17 protein-coding genes are annotated in these 18,149 nt (G+C 66.5%); 7 read left to right on the top strand and 10 right to left on the bottom strand.

Annotated elements, in window-relative coordinates; translation table 11 throughout:
• Positions 1–150: 150 nt before the first annotated feature.
• The gene (locus HNO51_RS00750) at positions 151–588 is read right to left on the bottom strand and encodes a low molecular weight protein-tyrosine-phosphatase (RefSeq protein ID WP_197449197.1); all 438 of its coding nucleotides are present in this window, start codon (positions 586–588) and stop codon (positions 151–153) included.
• A gap of 150 nt (positions 589–738) precedes the next feature.
• On the opposite strand from HNO51_RS00750, the gene HNO51_RS00745 reads away from it, so the two are divergent.
• Positions 739–1,494 (top strand): DeoR/GlpR family DNA-binding transcription regulator, encoded by a 756-nt coding sequence (locus HNO51_RS00745; RefSeq protein ID WP_197449196.1) that lies wholly within the window; start codon positions 739–741, stop codon positions 1,492–1,494.
• 82 nt (positions 1,495–1,576) lie between these two features.
• Here the strand turns inward: HNO51_RS00745 and HNO51_RS00740 are convergent, their stop codons facing one another.
• The 7 genes from HNO51_RS00740 to norR all read right to left on the bottom strand — a co-directional run bounded on the left by HNO51_RS00740 (position 1,577) and on the right by norR (position 9,540).
• Positions 1,577–2,332 carry a ribonucleoside-diphosphate reductase gene (locus HNO51_RS00740; RefSeq protein ID WP_197449195.1) on the bottom strand — a complete coding sequence of 252 codons (756 nt, stop codon included), beginning with the start codon at positions 2,330–2,332 and terminating at the stop codon, positions 1,577–1,579.
• Between the two features lie 51 nt (positions 2,333–2,383).
• Positions 2,384–4,495, bottom strand: a complete 2,112-nt coding sequence (locus tag HNO51_RS00735; RefSeq protein ID WP_197449194.1) for an adenosylcobalamin-dependent ribonucleoside-diphosphate reductase — start codon at positions 4,493–4,495, stop codon at positions 2,384–2,386.
• A 38-nt stretch (positions 4,496–4,533) separates the two neighbouring features.
• On the bottom strand, positions 4,534–5,016 hold the full coding sequence (gene ubiT / locus HNO51_RS00730) for a ubiquinone anaerobic biosynthesis accessory factor UbiT (protein ID WP_197449193.1): 483 nt from the start codon (positions 5,014–5,016) through the stop codon (positions 4,534–4,536).
• Between the two features lie 388 nt (positions 5,017–5,404).
• Positions 5,405–6,172 carry an ABC transporter permease gene (locus HNO51_RS00725; protein ID WP_197449192.1) on the bottom strand — a complete coding sequence of 256 codons (768 nt, stop codon included), beginning with the start codon at positions 6,170–6,172 and terminating at the stop codon, positions 5,405–5,407.
• A 2-nt stretch (positions 6,173–6,174) separates the two neighbouring features.
• Positions 6,175–7,158 (bottom strand): ABC transporter substrate-binding protein, encoded by a 984-nt coding sequence (locus tag HNO51_RS00720; protein ID WP_197449191.1) that lies wholly within the window; start codon positions 7,156–7,158, stop codon positions 6,175–6,177.
• Positions 7,155–7,931, bottom strand: coding sequence for an ABC transporter ATP-binding protein (locus tag HNO51_RS00715; protein ID WP_197449190.1), 777 nt, complete (start codon positions 7,929–7,931; stop codon positions 7,155–7,157). The genes HNO51_RS00720 and HNO51_RS00715 overlap by 4 nt, the downstream gene beginning before the upstream one ends.
• A gap of 88 nt (positions 7,932–8,019) precedes the next feature.
• On the bottom strand, positions 8,020–9,540 hold the full coding sequence (gene norR, locus HNO51_RS00710) for a nitric oxide reductase transcriptional regulator NorR (RefSeq protein WP_209538253.1): 1,521 nt from the start codon (positions 9,538–9,540) through the stop codon (positions 8,020–8,022).
• Between the two features lie 144 nt (positions 9,541–9,684).
• Between norR and ytfE the strand changes: the two genes are divergently transcribed.
• Both ytfE and HNO51_RS21115 read left to right on the top strand, forming a co-directional pair.
• Positions 9,685–10,338 (top strand): iron-sulfur cluster repair protein YtfE, encoded by a 654-nt coding sequence (ytfE, locus tag HNO51_RS00705; RefSeq protein ID WP_197449188.1) that lies wholly within the window; start codon positions 9,685–9,687, stop codon positions 10,336–10,338.
• 82 nt (positions 10,339–10,420) lie between these two features.
• The gene (locus HNO51_RS21115; RefSeq protein WP_276571214.1) at positions 10,421–11,506 is read left to right on the top strand and encodes a methyl-accepting chemotaxis protein; all 1,086 of its coding nucleotides are present in this window, start codon (positions 10,421–10,423) and stop codon (positions 11,504–11,506) included.
• A 71-nt stretch (positions 11,507–11,577) separates the two neighbouring features.
• Here the strand turns inward: HNO51_RS21115 and hemN are convergent, their stop codons facing one another.
• Positions 11,578–12,963, bottom strand: a complete 1,386-nt coding sequence (gene hemN / locus HNO51_RS00695; RefSeq protein WP_197449186.1) for an oxygen-independent coproporphyrinogen III oxidase — start codon at positions 12,961–12,963, stop codon at positions 11,578–11,580.
• A 111-nt stretch (positions 12,964–13,074) separates the two neighbouring features.
• Positions 13,075–14,259 carry an NnrS family protein gene (locus HNO51_RS00690; RefSeq protein WP_197449185.1) on the bottom strand — a complete coding sequence of 395 codons (1,185 nt, stop codon included), beginning with the start codon at positions 14,257–14,259 and terminating at the stop codon, positions 13,075–13,077.
• 64 nt (positions 14,260–14,323) lie between these two features.
• On the opposite strand from HNO51_RS00690, the gene HNO51_RS00685 reads away from it, so the two are divergent.
• From HNO51_RS00685 to nosR, 4 genes are all read left to right on the top strand, one after another.
• Positions 14,324–14,746 carry a YbaN family protein gene (locus tag HNO51_RS00685; RefSeq protein ID WP_209538252.1) on the top strand — a complete coding sequence of 141 codons (423 nt, stop codon included), beginning with the start codon at positions 14,324–14,326 and terminating at the stop codon, positions 14,744–14,746.
• A 42-nt stretch (positions 14,747–14,788) separates the two neighbouring features.
• Positions 14,789–15,235, top strand: a complete 447-nt coding sequence (locus HNO51_RS00680; protein ID WP_197449183.1) for an Rrf2 family transcriptional regulator — start codon at positions 14,789–14,791, stop codon at positions 15,233–15,235.
• Positions 15,236–15,334: 99 nt separating this feature from the next.
• On the top strand, positions 15,335–15,646 hold the full coding sequence (locus HNO51_RS00675) for a c-type cytochrome (RefSeq protein ID WP_197449182.1): 312 nt from the start codon (positions 15,335–15,337) through the stop codon (positions 15,644–15,646).
• Positions 15,647–16,007: 361 nt separating this feature from the next.
• A complete protein-coding gene (gene nosR, locus HNO51_RS00670) occupies positions 16,008–18,149 on the top strand; it encodes a transcriptional regulator NosR (RefSeq protein WP_234283663.1) in 2,142 nt (713 codons plus the stop codon).

The following is an 18,149-nucleotide window of genomic DNA, read 5'->3' as shown; positions in this document are numbered from 1 at the left end:
CGCTCACGAAAGGCAGCAAAAATCGGTCAGGACGTATGGGAAAAATCAGGTAGGAAAATGAGGCGGAGTTGCCCTTCGCCGGAGCGAAAGCTCCAACTACGGAAGTACAACAGAAGGTTGGATATCAGCCGTGGACACGGCTCCAGCAGCTTACAGCCGTTGCGCCCATTCACTGCTGGCCGCATCGAGCAGCTGGTGCGTCCACTGGAACGCATCCGGAGAACGTCGATAAGGATCGGGGATGTCGCAGCCTCGACCGTGTTCCAGCCAGTGACCCAGGCGCATGACCTTGCCGACTGCCTGGGGCCAGCGATCGCCGATCAGGCGCCGTTGCTCGTCGCTCATGACCAGGATCAGGTCGGCTTGCGTGAGGTAGCGGGCATCGAGCTGCCGGGCCAGGTGCCGGGAGACGTCGAGCCCGGCGGCCTCGGCCAGCGCACGCGCACTGGGCTCGACGCCCTGGCCGACCAGTGCGGTCAGCCCAGCCGAACTCACACGACAATGGGGCAAGCGCTGCTGGAGCATCGCTGCGGCCACGGGGCTGCGACAGATGTTGCCTCGGCAAACGACCAGGATGGAGCGAATCATGGACGTAGTACACTCGACATGAACGGGCATGGGAAGCCTTGCAGCACAAGCATAGCGCCCGGCTTGCCGGAGTGGAAAAACGCCATCGCTTGGCTCAGCATAGGTCGGCCAAAGCAATCTTCGAATCAGTGACTAAGGTGGGAGCAGCGAATGAACGACCGCAGCGCCATGCGCCTGGCCCGACTGCAACAGGCGCTCGCCGTCAGCGGTACCCTCCATCTTCGCGAGGCCGCCCGCCTCTGCGGCGTCTCAGAAATGACCATCCGCCGCGACCTGGCCGCGAGCGACGGCGCCATGAGCCTGCTCGGCGGACGCCTGGTGATGGCCAGCCACCCGCACCATGGCCCGGTCTACGACGTCGACGTGCAGAAGGACGCCCACGCCCCGGCCAAGCGACGACTCTGCGAGCGCGCCGCCGGCTTCATCGCCGACGGCGATACCCTGTTCATCGACTGCGGCACCACCCTGCTCCCCCTGGTGAGCCAGCTTGCCGCCCATGAGCGGCTCACCGTGGTGACCTATGCCCTCAACGTGGCCAACGCGGTCAGCCGGATGCCCGAGGTCCGCCTGGTGCTTCTCGGTGGCCTCTATCATGCCAGCTCGCAGTCCTTCGGCAGCGACGACATGAACGCGGCGATCAAGCGCCTGGGCATCAACCGCGCTTTTCTCTCCGCCGCCGGGGTGCACGCCGAACGCGGCGTGAGCTGCTTCCATTTCCACGAGGTGACCCCCAAGCAGGCCGCCATCGCCTGCGCCGAGCAACGCCTGCTGGTGGTCGACGAGAGCAAGATCGGCCAGGTGCGCCCCGCCTACTTCGCCCGCCTCGACGACTTCGACGTGGTGATCACCGACGGCGACATGGCACTGCCGCAGGCCAACGGCGGCCCCAGGATCGTCGCCGCCTGACCCCGGACACGACGAAGCCGGACCAAGTCCGGCTTCGGTGGGTGGTGTTGTATGGCCGAGCGCAGCCAGTTTTCCGCCTAACCTACCCGCATTTGGACCAGCCACAGCCCGCATAGCATGTCGGGCAGCCATCCATCATGATCAGCTCGCCGCGACACTCCGGGCAGTGCCCCACCACGGTGGGGCCGTCGCCCTTCTCGTCGGCGACTGCCGCCTTGGCCTGTTGCTCGGCCTTGGCTTCCTCTTCCGGCGTCGGTGGCTGCCAGGGGTGGCCGTGCGCCAGGCGATGGGCGTAGCGACTCACCAGCTCCTCCGCCGGCACCTGGTTGCCGTCCTGGTCGAGGAAGCCGCGGCGGTAGAGGATCTGCTGAATCGACCAGGCGATGGCCGCCACCTCGGAGTCGTGGAACATCGGCTTGCCCCAGCGGTTCATGCCGCAGCGCACCAGGCCCTTGTCCCAGGCCACCTTGCGCAGGTCGGCCACCGCCTGGGTGACGTAGCCGCCGCGGGCGGCCAGCGACAGGCTGCGCATGGTGGCGGTGATCCACTGGTGTTCGCTGGAGAGCTGGCCGGAGGGGAAGAAGAACTCCACCGGGCGCTCGATCACCACGCGCTTGCCGTCGAGCACGCCCTCCACCGGCATGAAGGAGACCAACAGGTAGACCTTCTTGCGGCCCTCGGCGCCGACGTAGGAGATCTTCTCTGAGACGGCCTCGAGGGTGCCCTCGGGGCGCGAGGGGATGCGTACCGTGAGCGGGTTCTCGTCGGCCAGCGGCGGCGCTTCCACCGCCTTCTTGACGCTGTAGGAAACGATCTTGGACTTGATTTCGACGGCCATCAGCAGGCTCCTTCAATACTTGTCTTCACGACGCGGAAACGGATCGAGCGGCTACCACTTTCCATAGGTACCCTCTTTCAGTGCGTCATAGAGGTTGGCCGCGTTGTGCTCCTCGCCGTCGTAGACCACCTTCTCGTCGCCCTTGAGTTCCAGCGTCTCGCCGTTCTCCAGCTCGAACACGTAGGTGGTGTTCTTGAGATCGTCCTCGCGCACCAGCACGCCCTGGAACGCCTCGGGGTTGAAGCGGAAGGTGGTGCAGCCCTTGAGCTTGCTCTCGTAGGCGTCCAGGTAGAGGTCCTTGAACTGCTCGAAGGGGAACTCGGTGGGCACGTTGACCGTCTTGGAGATGGCCGAGTCGACCCACACCTGGGCCGCCGCCTGTACCGCCACGTGCTGCTTGGGGCTGACCGCGTCGGCGGTGATGAAATAATCCGGCAGATCGCTCTCCACCGCGTCGCTGGCGATGAAGTGGCGGTAGGCCGCCAGTTCGAACGACACCACCTCAACCTGCTCCTTGGTCTTCTTGCCCGACTGGATCACGTTGCGGAAGTAGCGGTGCGAGAACGACGGCTCGATGCCGTTGGAGGCGTTGTTGCCCAGCGACAGTGAGATGGTGCCGGTCGGCGCGATGGAGCTGTGGTGGGTGAAGCGCGCGCCGTGTTCGGCGAGCGCCGCGACCAGCTCCGGCTCCACCTCGGCGACCTTCTGCATGTAGCGGCTGTAGCGGGCGTGCAGGATGCGCCCCGGCACCTTGTCGCCGATCTCGTAGCCGTCCTTCGCCAGCTCCGGGCGCTCGCGCATCATCTTCGGCGTGATCTCGAAGTCCTCGGCGAGTATCGGCGCCATGCCCTTCTCGCGGGAGAGCTCCAGCGCCTGCTTCCAGCCCTCGAGGGCCAGGTTGCGGCTCACTTCCTCGGTGAAGGCCAGCGACTCCGGCGAGCCGTAGGGGATCTTGAGCATGGTCAGGGTCGAACCGAGACCGAGGAAACCCATGCCGTGACGCCGCTTGGCCTCGATCTCGCGGCGCTGGCCCTCGAGCGGCAGGCCGCTGATCTCGACCACGTTGTCGAGCATGCGGGTGAAGATCGCCACCACCTGGCGGTAGCGCTCCCAGTCGAAGCGCGGCTTCTTGCCGAAGGGGTCGATGACGAAGCGGGTCAGATTGACCGAGCCGAGCAGGCAGGCGCCCTCCGGCGGCAGGGGCTGCTCGCCGCAGGGGTTGGTGGCGCGGATCTCCTCGCAGAACCAGTTGTTGTTCATGCGGTTGACCTGATCGATCAGGATGAAGCCCGGCTCGGCAAAGTCGTAGGTGGAACGCATGATGGTGTCCCACAGCTCACGTGCCTTGATTACCTCGACGACGCGACAGGCCACGCGGCCCTCGGCGTCGACGGTGTAGTCGTCCTCGATCACCGGCCAGTCGCGGTAGATCAGGTCCTCGGGCTTGACGTCATCCTTCTCGCCGGCGTGCAGCGGGAAGGCCAGCGGCCAGTCGGCGTCGTTCTTCACCGCTTCCATGAACTCGTCGGTGATCAGCAGGCTGAGGTTGAACTGACGCAGGCGCCCCGCCTCGCGCTTGGCCTCGATGAAGCTGCGCACGTCGGGGTGGCCGACGTCGAAGGTGCCCATCTGCGCGCCGCGGCGACCGCCCGCCGAAGCCACCGTGAAGCACATCTTGTCGTAGATATCCATGAACGCCAGCGGGCCGTTGGTGCCGGCGCCGGCACCGAACACGAAGGCGCCCTTGTGGCGCAGGGTGGAGAACTCGTAGCCGATGCCGCAGCCCGCCTTGAGGGTCATGCCGGCATCCACCACCGAGGAGAGGATGTCGTGCATGGAGTCGCGAATGGTGCGCGAGACGGTGCAGTTGATCAGGCTCACCGCCGGCTTGTAGTCCTCGGCGCCGGCATTGGACATGATGCGCCCGGCGGGAATGGCGCCGTTCTCCAGCGCCCAGCGGAACTTGGGCAGCCACTCCTCGGCCTTGTCGCCTTCCACCGCGGCCAGGGCGCGCGCGACGCGGTCCCAGGTCGCTGCCACGTCCTTGTCGACGGGGCGTCCATGACGATCCTTGAGGCGATACTTGGAGTCCCAGATATCGCGTGAGGGCGCTTGCATAGGCACCTCGTGGGATGTCTTGACGGCCTTGGTGGAAGTACTCATGCAGGGGATCTCCAGTAAGGGTCAAAAGTTCAAATCGTTCAACGTTCCCGGCGCGCCATGCGCTCGAAGCGCGCCAGCCATTCCCCGAGCCGGCCCTGAGCCAGACCCTCCTCGCGACCATCGAGCAGGTTCTTGACCATCAGGCCGAGCTCGGTATCGCCCTCGATCACCAGCCGGCGCTGAAAGAACAGCGCATCGGGATCCTCGCGCCGGGTCGCCAGGCACAGGAACTCGCGCCAGCCGCCGCGAATGGTGGCTTCGCCCGCCTCCGGGCTGAGACGGAAGCGCTCCGCCTCGAGGGTGAGCGTCAGCGCCACGGCCAGGTCCTCGATGTGCAGCGAGATGCGCCGCCCTTCGAGCACATCGAACTCGCCCTCTGCCAACGGTTCGGCGAAGGTGCGGTTGAGCAGCGGCTCGATCAGTTGACGCTTCACCGCCAGCGGCACGCGGGGATCGATGGCACGAATCAGTCGAGTCGGGGCCGGGGGGCGTGGCAAGCGCGACAGAGTAAGAGGAAGCATAGCGACTCTCCGGTGGAGCGAACCCATGGATTCGGTGCGGCCAGGTGGCCATGAAACCGATCATCCTAAGCCCGACGCCGCCGGCCTGCACTGATATGCGTCAAGCTCGTGCCAGTGCCCCAGCCGGGGCCTTGGCTACCATATATAGTCAGGCCCGGCGGAGCAAGCACCACATCTAGACGTTATTTTAACCCTAGCCATGATACTTCGGGTAACTGTCTGATCCCCAAGCGGCAGCGCCGGGAAGCTGGCACGCGGAGACGGCGGGAGAGCAGTGAAGCGGCAACGCAGGGAGTCGAGGCTCGCAGGACCGGCGGCAAAAAAGGACCGGGGCGCCGCGCATGGCACCCCGGTTCGTTGCCGTCAACCGACGCTTGCCGGTGTTTCGTCAGAGGTACTGGTAGCGCAGCAGGCGGTACTTGATGCGCTCGAGAATGACCTGGTCGATGACCGCCGCGAGCACGGCGATCACCAGAATATTGGTCATCACGCCGGTCATGTCGGCGATCTCGCCCGAGTAGGCCAGCGACTTGCCGAGCCCGGCGCTGAAGCCGACGATCATCTCGGCCGAGATCAGGGCCCGCCAGGCGTTGCCGAAGGCGAGCTGGGCGCCGGTGATCAATTCGGGGGTCACCGCCGGGAAGTAGACGCGCTTGAGCAGCTGCATGCGCGATGCGCCCATCACGCGGGCGGCATCGATATGCACCCGCTCGACGCTCTCGGTGGCATTCATCACGCTGAGCGCGGTGGGGAAAAAGGCCCCCACGGCCACCACGATGATGATCGGCATGTTACCGAAGCCCATCAGGATCAGGAACAGCGGCACCCAGGCGATCGAGGGGATCGACTGCAGGATGATGATGGCCGCCTTGAGGGTGCTGCGCACCGCATTCAGCGTACCGCCAACCAGCCCCAGCACGATCCCGGCCAGCAGCGCCGCGCCATAGCCCGCGCCCAGCCGCCCCATGCTGTTGCCGAGCCCATGGTAGAACTCGGCGCTGCCCAGCTCGCGCCACAGGCGCACCATCGCCACGTGCACGTCGGGCATCAGGAAGCTCGGCAGGAACCAGGCGGCCACCTGCCAGAAGAACAGGATCAGGGCGATGGCCAGCAGGTAGGCGCGCTTGCTGGCCACGCCGGTCGCGGTATTGCCCATGCTCACAGTTCGCGCTCTTCCTGCCAGGAGAGATCGAGCAGCGCATCCACGTCGAACGCGGCTTCGCCGTCGAGGATGCCCTGGTCCTGCATGATCTCGGCTAGCTCCTTCATGCGCGCGATGTCATCGTCGGTGAGTTCGGCGCTGAAGTCGTTGGTGGCAATGGCCTGGGCGATCACCTCCTCGCTGGAAACGGTGCTGCCGTCACGCGCCTCGATCACGTCGTCGTTGACGAAGTAGTGAGTGATGTAGGGCGCGGCCTCCTCGGGCGAGTTCTCGAGCATGTCGATCGCCTCGCGTTGGGCGTCCATCGCCGCCCACAGCACGTCGCGGCGGCTCTCCAGCGTTTCGGCAGAGGTGATCACCACCATGCACGGGAAGGGCCACACTTCGCCGATCTCGTAGATCTCCTTGACCGGCGCCTGCAGCTGGGCGATGCGCGCATAGGGCTCGAACAGGAAGGCGGCATCCACGCGGCCGCCGGCCAGCGACTGCACCGCCACCGAGGGGGCCACGCCCATGATGTTGAGATCATCGGGCGACAGGCCGGCATCGGCCAGGGTCACGCCCTTGAGTACGATGTCCGCGGTACTGCCCTGCTTCTGGGATGCGAGGCTCTTGCCGGCCAGGTCGGCGACCTCGTCGATGCCGGCATCCTCGCGGGCCAGCAGCGCGTGGTAGCCGCGCTGGGCACCGCCGACGATGCGCAGGTCGGCGCCGCGGCCGGCCCAGGTGAAGGCGTTGGAGAAGCCCAGCACGCCGATGTCGAGCTGGCCGCCGACGATACCCTTGATCAGATCGGTACCGGAGCTGAATTCGATCAGCTCGGCATCGAGCCCGTACTTCTCGTAGAGTCCGGCCTCCTGGGCAAGCATCACCTGGGCGTCATCCATCACGCGCACGTAGCCGACCCGCAGCGATTCGGCAGCGGACAGCGGGGCGGCGAGCAGCAGGGACAGCAGGGGAGCGATGAGCCAGCGTGTCATTGCACGTCTCCTTTCTCGGTTTGACGTTCGGTTGCCTCGGCCTGGGTATCGATGCCGAGCAGGGAGAGCACCTCCCGGCGGATATCGGCGAAGGCGGACAGGTCGTGGGTCTTGGGGATGTGGCCGAGGTTGAACGCCTCGAGCACCCGCGCCGGGCGATGGCTGAACACCAGCACGCGGTCGGCGAGGTAGAGCGCTTCGTCGACGTCGTGGGTCACCAGCACCACGGTGGGGCGCTCCTCCTCGATCAGCTCCTTGAGCACGCTCTGCAGCGTCATCCGGGTCAGGGCGTCCAGTGCGCCGAAGGGTTCGTCGAGCAGCAGCACCTTGGGTCGGGCGATGAAGGCCCGGGCCAGCGCGCAGCGCTGACGCATGCCGCCCGAGACCTGGTGCGGATAGTACTCCTCGAAGCCGTCGAGCTTGACTCGGGCCAGCCACTGGGTGGCCTGCCGGCGTGCCTCGACCGCCGGTCGTCCCTGGAACTCCAGCGCCAGGGCAACGTTCTGCCTGAGCGTCATCCACGGGTACAGCGCATGCTCCTGGAACACCAGGGTGCGTTCGGGCGCCGGACGCTCGACCCGCTTGCCGTCGGCTCGCACTTCGCCTTCGGTGGCCGACTGCAGGCCCGCCACCATGTGCAGCAGGGTCGACTTGCCGCAGCCGGACGGGCCGACCAGGGCAACGATCTCGCCGTCGCGAATGGTGGTGTCGAAAGTGTCGATCACCCTCAGGTCGCCGAAGGACTTGGTGACCCGTTCGAACTGAAGCTGCATATGAGCGTCCGGAACAAAGATATATTCAAAAATGGAATACTAGATAGTTCAGTATATAACCAGACAGACAGTCTTGAAAAGCCGAAGGCTACTTCATTCCCAACCGCCTGGCCAGCTTGTGCAGGTTGCTGGGATCGACCTCGAGGGAGCGGGCGGCCTTCGCCCAGCTACCGTCGCAGGCCGCCACGGCGCGACGGATGGCGTGGCGCTGCACCTCGGCGACCTGCGCCCTGAGCGTCGGCCCCGCCTCGGCCGCCTCCGGCACGCAGGGCTCCGGGGCCCCGGCCGGCTGGCCGACGGGCAGGTCGAGCCACTCTGGCACGAGGGTGACGATGTCGTCGCGTCGTGCGCCCTGGCCCAGCGCCTTGATCGCCGCGCGGCTGATCACGTGCTCCAGTTCACGCACGTTGCCCGGCCAGGGGTAATCGAGCAGCGCCGCCTCCGCCGCTGCCGCCAGGCGCAGGCTACGCACCCCGAGCCGGGCCCGGTTGATCTCGAGGAAGTGACCGGCCAGCACCAGCACGTCGCTGTCGCGCTCGCGCAGCGGCGGGATCGCCACCGGGTAGACCGACAGGCGGTGATAGAGATCGGCGCGAAAGTGGCCGTCGCGCACGCCGTCGGCCAGATGACGGTTGGTGGCAGCAATGATGCGCACGTCGACCCGGCGCGGGGTATCCTCGCCCAGCCGCTGGATCTCGCCGTTCTGCAGCGCACGCAGCAGCTTGGCCTGGATCGCCAGCGGCAGCTCGCCCACCTCGTCGAGGAACAGCGTACCGCCGTCCGCGGCCTCGAAGCGCCCCGCCCGGTCGGCGGTGGCGCCGGAAAAGGCCCCCTTCACGTGGCCGAACAGCTCGCTCTCGGCCAGCGTCTCGGGCAGCGCCGCGCAGTTGACCTGTATCAGCGGCTGCTCACGGCGCGGCGAGCGCTGGTGCAGGCGCCGGGCGAACAGCTCCTTGCCCACGCCGGTCTCACCGCTGAGCAGCACCGGCAGGTCGGCGTCCGCCACCACGTCGAGCTCCCGCAGCAGGCGCTGCAGCACCGCACTGTGGCCCAGGATCTCGCCTCCCTCTCGCGGTTCGGCATGCGCGTGCGCGCCTTGGTGCGCCATGCGCAGCGCCCGCACCTCCTGCTCCAGGCGCGAGACCCGTACCGCGGCCTCGGCCAGCAGGGCATAGCGCTCGAGCAGGAGGCAGGCCGCCTCGTCGAAGGTACCGGCCGACAGCGCATCCAGCGTCAGCACGCCCCAGGTCTCGCCCTCCACGTGCAGGCTGATGCCCATGCAGTCATGCACGTGGAGGGGCTCGCCGGGCTGCTGCTCGACCAGGCCGTCGTAGGGGTCGGGCAGGGCCGAATCCGGCGGAAACAGGGTCGAACGGCGGCTGGCGAGAATCGCCGCCAGGCGCGGATGGCGTGCCACCTCGAAGCGCCGGCCGAGCGCCTCGCGCACCAGGCCGTCCAGGGCCACCGGGGCCAGCACGTCGTCCTGCAGTCGCAGCAGGCACACCGCGCCGCAGCGGAAGCCCTCGCGCAGGGTGCGCACCAGGCGCTGCAGGCGCACGGCACTGGGCAGGTCAGCGGCGAGGTCGGCGAGAAGCGAGTGATCAAGCATGGTGAAATCTACCCAAACGAGGTGAAAAACACCTTACCTGAACAGGGTATTTTTTACCATTAAATCCACAAGTTGTTGAAAAGTCAGAACTGGCACGCCGATTGCTCTAGGCAGGGTGTCCTTCACCCTTCGAGGAGTACCACCATGAATTTGCTCGAACAGACCGTCGGCCGCATCGCCCTGTCGCTGCCCGGCGCCACCCGTGTCTTCCATACCCACAACATCGACTTCTGCTGCGGCGGGCGCATCAGCCTGCAGCAGGCGGCCGAGCGCGCCGGCCTGCGCCTCGACAAGCTGATTGCCGAGCTCGAGGCGCTGCCGGCCGTCAGCAGCGAACAGCGCGACTGGCGTGAGGCCAGCAACGACGAGCTGATCGATCACATTCTTACCCGCTATCACGACGTGCACCGCGAACAGCTCCCCGAGCTGATCCGCATGGCGCGGCGGGTGGAGCAGGTCCACGGCGACCGCGACAACTGCCCCAACGGCCTCGCCGACCTGCTGCTGGTGATCTATCAGGAAATGGAGAGCCACATGCAGAAGGAGGAGCAGATCCTCTTCCCCATGCTGCGCCGCGGCCTCGGCGCCCAGGCCCAGGGACCGATCGCGGTAATGCGCCACGAGCACGACGACCACGGCGAGAACCTCGAGCAGGTGATGCGGCTCACCGACGACATCACCCCGCCCAAGGGCGCCTGTACCACCTGGCGTGCCCTCTATACCGGCCTGCGCGAGTTCCGCGAAGACCTGATGGAGCACATCCATCTGGAGAACAACCTGCTGTTCGAACGCGTTTGAAGCTCTCATGCTCGCCCCTCGCCCGCCGTCAGGCGGGCGTCTCTCCCCATTCGATGAGTCCTACCTGACGACAGGAGACGCCATGCGACTCTGGCAACGAGCCCAGCCCGGGGCTGGCGACACTGCAGCACTCCTCCAGGAGCGAGAACGCTTGCAGGCTCGCGTCGAGAATCTCGAGGCGGAGCGCCAAATCCACCATCAGCTCTTCACCAACCTCACCGGCTTCGGCCATTCGCTGGTCGCCCTGCGCGAGTCCTTCTCGGAGCTTTCCGGACTACTCGTCAGCAACCAGCGCGTGAGCGACCATACCGCACAGGAATCGCGGCACAGCCAGCAAGCCCTAACCGGCATGGTTGAGGAGCTGCGCGGCCTCAATCAGCGTATCGGCCGCGCCGCCGAACAAGTCAGCACGCTGCGCGGTGATGCCGACAGAATCGGCGACTTCGTGCATCTCATCGAGGAGATATCGCTGCAGACCACGCTGCTGGCCTTCAATGCCAGCATCGAAGCCGCTCGTGCCGGCGATGCCGGGCGCGGGTTCGCCGTCGTGGCCACCGAGGTCCGCGAGCTCGCCACACGCACCGGCGGTGCCACCGAGCAGATCGGCGGATTGACCGGCAACATCCTCGCCCAGACGGGCAGCGTGGACTCGACCATGCACCATAATGCCAGCGAAGCCGAGCGGCTGAGCAGCGAGGCCAGCCAGGTGATGCAACGAACCGAGCATCTGCTGTCGCTGAGTGAGGAGAGCAGCCAGGCCCTGGCTTTTTCCGCCATGCTGAGCGAAGTGGAACTGGCCAACCTGGAGGAGCTCGAGGTAAAGCTGGCGGTCTATCGCATCCTGATGGGGCTCTCTTCAGCCACGGCGGACGAATTGCCCGACGAGACCCAATGTGCGCTGGGGCGCTGGTACTACGCCGGTACTGGCAGCGCTCGCTTCCGCGATGACGAGGATTTCCGCGCCTTGGAGCTGCCGCATCGCGAAGTGCATCGGCAGGCGATCGAAGCCGTCAGGCGGTTCCACGCCGGCGAGACGCATGCGGCCATGCAGGCACTGGCGAAAATGGAGTCGGCCAACCTCGACGTGATGCAGCGCCTGCGCTACATCATGCGCAAGTATCGCCCCACAAGCGAAACCTTGGCGTTGCCCCTCTCGCTCCCTGCCTGAGAGGCGTACAAGGCCGCCCCCAAGCGGCAACCGAGCGGCGTCACCAGACGCCGCTGGTCCTTTGCGGTGGCTTACACCGTCCGTGAGAAGCGGCCCTCGTTGGGCCTGAGGTAGGCGTCGAAGGCCATCGCCATGTTGCGCATCATCAGGCGCCCGGCGGGCAGCACCTCGATGGCGTCGTCGCGGATCGTCAGCAGGCCGTCCCCCTGCATCTCCTCGAGTTCGCCGAGGGCATCGGCGAAGTAGTCGCGGAAGGCGATGTCGTGGCGCGCCTCGATGGCGGCGAAATCGATGTGGCCGTGGCACATCAGCGCGTTGATCACGTCGCGGCGCAGGCGGTCGTCGTCGTTGAGGCGATAGCCGCGCATCACCGGCAGCCGCCCGCTCTCCAGGCGCGCCTGGTACTGGGCGGTCTCCTTGACGTTCTGGCTGTAGCTGTCGCCGACCTTGCCGATGGAGGTGATGCCCAGGCCGATCATGTCGCAGTCGGCGTGGGTGGAGTAGCCCTGGAAGTTGCGCTGCAGCGTGCCGTTCTCCCTGGCCAGAGTCAGCTCGTCCTCGGGCAGGGCAAAGTGATCCATGCCGATGTAGACGTAGCCGGCCGCGGTCAGGCGGCGGATGGTCAATTCCAGCAGCTCCAGCTTACGCTCCGGCGGCGGCATGTCCTCGGGGCGGATCAGGCGCTGGGCCTTGAACAGCTCCGGCAGGTGGGCATAGCTGTAGGCGGCGATACGATCCGGGCGCAGGGCGATGATCTTCGTCAGGGTGGCGTCGAAGCTGGCTACCGTCTGCAGCGGCAGGCCGTAGATCAGGTCGACGCTGACCGACTGGAAGCCGGCCTCACGGGCGGCGGCCACCAGCTCGATGACTTGCTCCTCGCTCTGCACGCGGTTGACCGCCTTCTGCACGTCGGGGTCGAAATCCTGGACGCCGAAGCTCAGCCGGTTGAAGCCGAGGCCGTGCAGCTCGTGGATCTGGCTTGGCGTGACCGTGCGTGGATCGACTTCCAGTGAAAACTCCCGCGCCGCAGGCTCGGCGAAGTGGAAGGCCTCATCGAGGGCCGCCATCAGCTCGCCGAGCTGGGCGTTGCTGAGGTAGGTGGGGGTGCCGCCGCCCAGGTGCAGTTGGGTCATGCGCCGGGTCTCGTCGAACAGCGCCCCCTGCACGCGGATTTCCTGCTTCAGCCACTCGAGGTATTCGGCCGCCCGCTCGGTGTTGTGGGTGATGATCTTGTTGCAGGCGCAGTAGTAGCACAGGCTCTTGCAGAACGGGATGTGCACGTAGACCGACAGCGGCTTGGGCGCGGCGACGCGGTTGCTGCGCTCTGCGGCGGCACGGTAGTCGTCCTCGGCGAAGGCCGCGTGGAACTGGGGTGCGGTCGGATAGGACGTATAGCGGGGACCCGGGCGGTCGTACTTCTCCACCAGCGGGCGGTTGAACAGCAGATCGTCTTGCATGATCGGAACAGCCTCTTGAAACCACGGCATGGAGCGTGCCATGCCAATGCCTGTGAGTATGACACCGGCCGCTGGCACCGTCTCGACAGCTCGCCCCTCTCTTGTCTCGGGTCAAGTTTGTCGGTTTCGCGTCGCGGCCGGCATCGCGTCCACCAGCCTCAGCCAGCGGCGCAGCCGCCAGGCCACCAGCAGCCAGCCCAGGCCCCAGCTCAGGGCCGAGGCCCACAGCAGCGCCAGCCAGGCGCTGCCGGCCTCGATCGCCCATAGCCGCAGCACTGCCGCCACGGCGAACAGCCCGGCCAGGGGCAGCAGCGCCCATTCCTGCTCAGGGCGGCGTTTCGCCCGCAGAATCACGTGGCGCAGCATGATGCCGCTGGCAAGCGTACCCAGCGCCCCGACGGTGAAAGCGTGCAGCGCCGTGCTGGCGTGCTGTGGCGCCCACCAGTTGCGGGCCAGCAGGACCAGCCCGATGGCGATCCAGGCGTAGCCCAGCATCAGCACCAGCAGGTCGGGCCTGGCACGACATCGGACCGGCTGCCAGCCACGGATGCGCCACAGCACCAGCACGCCCGACGCCAGCACCAGCAGGGCTGCCAGCGGATGCAATGGCTCCCACGGCGCCAGAAAGGCCGCCAGCCCCAGCAGCACGATCAGCGCCCCCTCGATGCGCGGCTGCACGCCGGCGCCGGCCTGACGGCAAGTCTGGATCAGGTAGCCGTTGACCGCCGGCGCGATGACACGGCCACCCATGAAGGTCATCAGCAGCACCAGCCACAGCACGCTCTGGTGCATCAGGGGTGCGGTGGTCGGCATGTCGTCGAGGTAGCGCCAGGTCAGGGTCACCACCGCCAGCAGACAGAGCATGCCCAATAGCGGCGAGAGCAGCCGGTTGCGCCACTTCTTGGCGGCGATGAAGCGCGGCACCAGGCGGGCGGCCAGCCACAGGGCGAACACACCATCGGCCAGCGAGGCTACGACCGCCCCCGGCCAGTCCAGCACGCCCAGCCGCCCCACCAGCCACAAGGCCACCAGCATGCCCAGCTGGCGCCGCGGCAGGGGTCCCAGCAGGTAGCCGGCGATGACCGCCAGGGCGAAGCCGAACAACATTTCGCGAGCGTGGGCCGCCGGCGACGCCAGCTGCACCGGCGCCCAGCCATGGAACAGCGCCAGCAGGGAGAGCGGCGCCATCAGGGCGGCATGCAGCGCCGCCAGCGGGAACAGCCAGCGCCAGGCGGGGAGCCGGAGGGCAACGGCGTCGGCCGCATCGATGCCGGACTTGGCAAGAACATTAAACATGTATATAAAATACTACTTAGAGGCGTTGCTGAAAACCGCTTCGCTGTCCTATCGCGAGGATGCCATGAGAAACACTTTGGTAGGCCTTGGCTGGCGCACACTGGCCTATGTCAGTATCGGCCTGGGAGCCGCCGGTCTGGTGGTGCCGCTACTGCCGACCACGCCGTTCCTGCTACTGGCCGCCTGGGCGGCGCCCAAGGCGTCACCGCGCCTGGCGCACTGGTTGTGGCAGCATCCACGGATGGGGCCGATTCTGCAGGCCTGGCGGCACCAGCGGGCCGTTCCCAGGCGTGCCAAGTGGTTGACGGCGGTTCTGCTGGCCCTGAGCTGGCTGTTACTATGGCTGGGTAGCGCGCCCAACCATGTCCTGATCACAACGGCAGCGATCTTCTGTTGCGTTGTCACCTTCGTACTGACGCGACCCGATGCCACACCCCGAGGAAGCGAACGCCATCAGGTGAGCACTGCTATGATAAGAAGGTTCTAGCATACTTTAATTGATGCTTATCAAGCCACTTTCGGACTTGCCATGCACCTGACCCGCTACACCGACTATGCGCTGCGCGTGCTCATCTATCTCGCCGTCAAGGGCGAGGAGCGCTCCACGATCCATGAAATCGCGGAGAGCTTCGGCGTCTCGCGCAATCACCTGATGAAGGTGGTGCAGGATCTCAGCCATCGCGGCTATATCACCACCATCCGCGGCAAGAACGGCGGCCTCCTGCTCAACCGCGCCCCGGAAGAGATCACCCTCGGCGCACTGGTGCGGGCCACCGAGCACGAACTCGGCCTGGTAGAGTGCTTCCGCGACAGCAACGACTGCGTCATCACGCCGGCCTGCCGGCTCAAGCCGATTCTCAATGAGGCGATGGACGCCTTCATGGGCGTCCTCGACCAATATACCTTGGCCGACATGCTCGGCAAGCGGCAGCCACAACTCGCCCGCTTGATGCAGATCGCCACCAGTTCCAACTGAGTGTGCCAAGATTCGTCATGGCGCTCTAACGTAACCAGATGTCAGCGAGCTCTCGCTCCGCACTGGCTTCACCGTGAACCAAAAGAAACAGGAGAAACCATGAAGAAGTTGACTGCCGCCCTGTTCGCCGGCACCGCCGCCCTGGCGTTTGCCGCCACCGCCCAGGCGGAGGCCGACGGCGAAGCCGTTTACAATCAGGCCTGCATGGCCTGCCACATGACCGGTGCCGCCGGCGCCCCGATTCGCGGCGACGCCGACGCCTGGTCTGCCCGCGTGGAACAGGGCATCGATACTCTCTACACCCATGCCATCGAGGGCTTCGGCGCCATGCCGCCCAAGGGCGGCCAGATGGGCCTGAGCGACGAGGAGGTACAGGCCGCGGTTGACTTCCTGGTCGAGCCGGTGATGTAACCCCACGATCCAGCACCCCGGCGGCCAAGTCCGCCAGTGAGGCGGGGCGCCATGCCGCATCAGCGGTCATGCGCCCCGCCTTCGCCTTGTCCCTCGCAGCGCCTGCTTCCCCTTTGCGTGTCGCCATGCAGCGTCTCGCCTACTACCCCTTTGGGGTTACTCCCTCAGAGCCGAGCCGCCTTATGGGGGACATGATCCATGTCAATTCGAGCGAGTGAATCAACTGGCATGATAGCGCCATAACCGCCTGGTCAGATTCGCTCCGGGCATTTTCAAGTCGCAAAAGAAATATTCTACATGCCTGTTGAAGAGCGCCACGCGAGCGATCTTCACCGCAAGGCAGCCGTCTCAAGGAATGCCCATGCCCACCCGGCGCAGCACCCCGTCTCCCCTGGCTCCCATCTGGCTGATCGGTCTGTTGATGCTGCTGTTCTCCCTGCCGACCCTGGCCATCGAGTTGGAGCAGGTTCGCCCCGGCTTCCCCGAGGTGGCCCGCCTGAACCAGGCCGAGGGCACGCTGCCCGCCCTGACGGTGGAGGACGAGACGGGAACGCCGCTGGGCTACGTCTTCGAGAGCGTCGATATCGCCCCCATCCCCGCCTATTCGGGCAAGCCGGTCAACCTGCTGGTGGGCATCGACCTGGAGGGGCGCATCGTCCTGGCCGACATCCTCGGCCACGAGGAGCCCATCATGCTGGTGGGCATCCCCGAGACCAAGCTGGAGGGCTTCGCCGACGCGCATGTGGGCGCCCACGTCAACGATCGGCTCAAGGTCGGCGATAACCTCGATGCTATCTCCGGGGCCACCGTCACCGTCATCGTGGTCAGCGACACCATCCTGCGCGCCGCGCGCAAAGTGGCCGCCGAGCAGGGGCTGATCGCCGACCCTTCCGCCATGCCGGCGGCCCGGGTGCTCGAGGACGTCTACGCTCCCGCCGACTGGGAAACGCTCACCGGCGACGGCACCATCCGCCGTCTTCACCTGAGCCACGGCGAGGTGGACGAGACCTTCGTCGGCACGCCCGCCGAGCACTACCTGCATACGCCCCAGCCGGCGGAGCGCACCTTCATCGAGCTGTTCTACACCTACCTCAACCCGCCCACCGCCGGGCGCAACCTGCTCGGCGATAACGTCTACGAGCGGCTGATGGCCGAACTCGACGAGGGCGAGCACGCCATCGCGGTGATGGGCCGCGGCGACTATTCGTTCAAGGGCTCGGGCTACGTGCGCGGCGGCATCTTCGATCGCCTGGAACTCAGCCAGGGCAACGCCACCGTCAGCTTCCACGACCGCGACCACATCCGTCTGGGCAATCTGGCGATCGAGGGCGCGCCCGATTTCGCCGAGCGCGACATCTTCATCGTGCGCGAGAGTGCCGCCTTCGACCCGGGCCGGCCGTGGCAGCTGGAGCTGCTGGTGCGCCGCGCCTCGGGCCCGCTGGACACCGAGTTCAGCCGCTTCAGCGCCGACTACAGCGTGCCCGAGGCCTACATCGAGCGGCCCGTGCCGCCCGAGGAGGAGCCGATCTGGGTCCAGGTGTGGCGCGACAAGGCGTTCCAGATCGCCGTGCTCGGCGCCGGCCTCATGGTGCTCACCGGCATCATGCTGTTCCAGGACGTGCTGGTGCGCTACCCGCGCATCATGCGCCCGCTGCGCCTGGGCTTCCTGGTCTACACCCTGGTGTTCATCGGCTGGTACTCGCTGGCGCAGCTCTCGGTGGTCAACGTGCTCACCTTCACCAACTCGCTGATCACCGGCTTCAGCTGGGAGTCGTTCCTGATCGACCCGATGATGTTCATCCTCTGGTCGTTCGTCGCGGTGAGCCTGCTGCTGTGGGGCCGCGGCGTGTTCTGCGGCTGGCTGTGTCCGTTCGGCGCGCTGCAGGACCTGGTCAACAAGGCCGCACGCAAGCTCAAGGTGCCCCAGTTCGAGATTCCCTTCGGCCTGCACGAGCGGCTGTGGGCGATCAAGTACATCATCCTGCTGGCGCTGTTCGCCGTCTCGCTGCATTCGCTGGGGCAGGCCGAGCGCTACGCCGAGGTGGAGCCGTTCAAGACCGCCATCACCCTGCGCTTCCAGCGCGAATGGGGCTTCCTGCTCTATGCCCTGGGCCTGGTGGCGATCTCGGCCTTCACGCACAAGGCCTACTGCCGCTACGTCTGCCCGCTGGGCGCGGGGCTCGCCATCCCCGCCCGCCTGCGCCTGTTCGACTGGCTCAAGCGCCACCGCGGCAGCTGCGGCACGCCCTGCCAGATCTGCGCCAACGAATGCGAGGTGGCCGCCATCCATCCCGACGGCCACATCAACGCCAACGAGTGCCACTACTGTCTCGACTGCCAGATCACCTACCACGACGACCGCCGCTGCCCGCCGATGATCAAGCGCCGCAAGCGCTACGAGAAGGCGGCGCGCGTGTCGGGCGACAAGGGCCAGGTCGAGCTCCACGAACCCGCCAAGGCCGTCGACCGGCTGCAGCGTATTCCGACCCACCAAGAGGACTGA

Source organism: Billgrantia sulfidoxydans (assembly GCF_017868775.1).
GTDB classification, from domain to species: Bacteria; Pseudomonadota; Gammaproteobacteria; order Pseudomonadales; family Halomonadaceae; genus Halomonas; species Halomonas sulfidoxydans.
The sequence above is the reverse complement of the archived record's forward strand: the minus strand, read 5'-3'. Positions and strand labels throughout refer to the sequence as shown.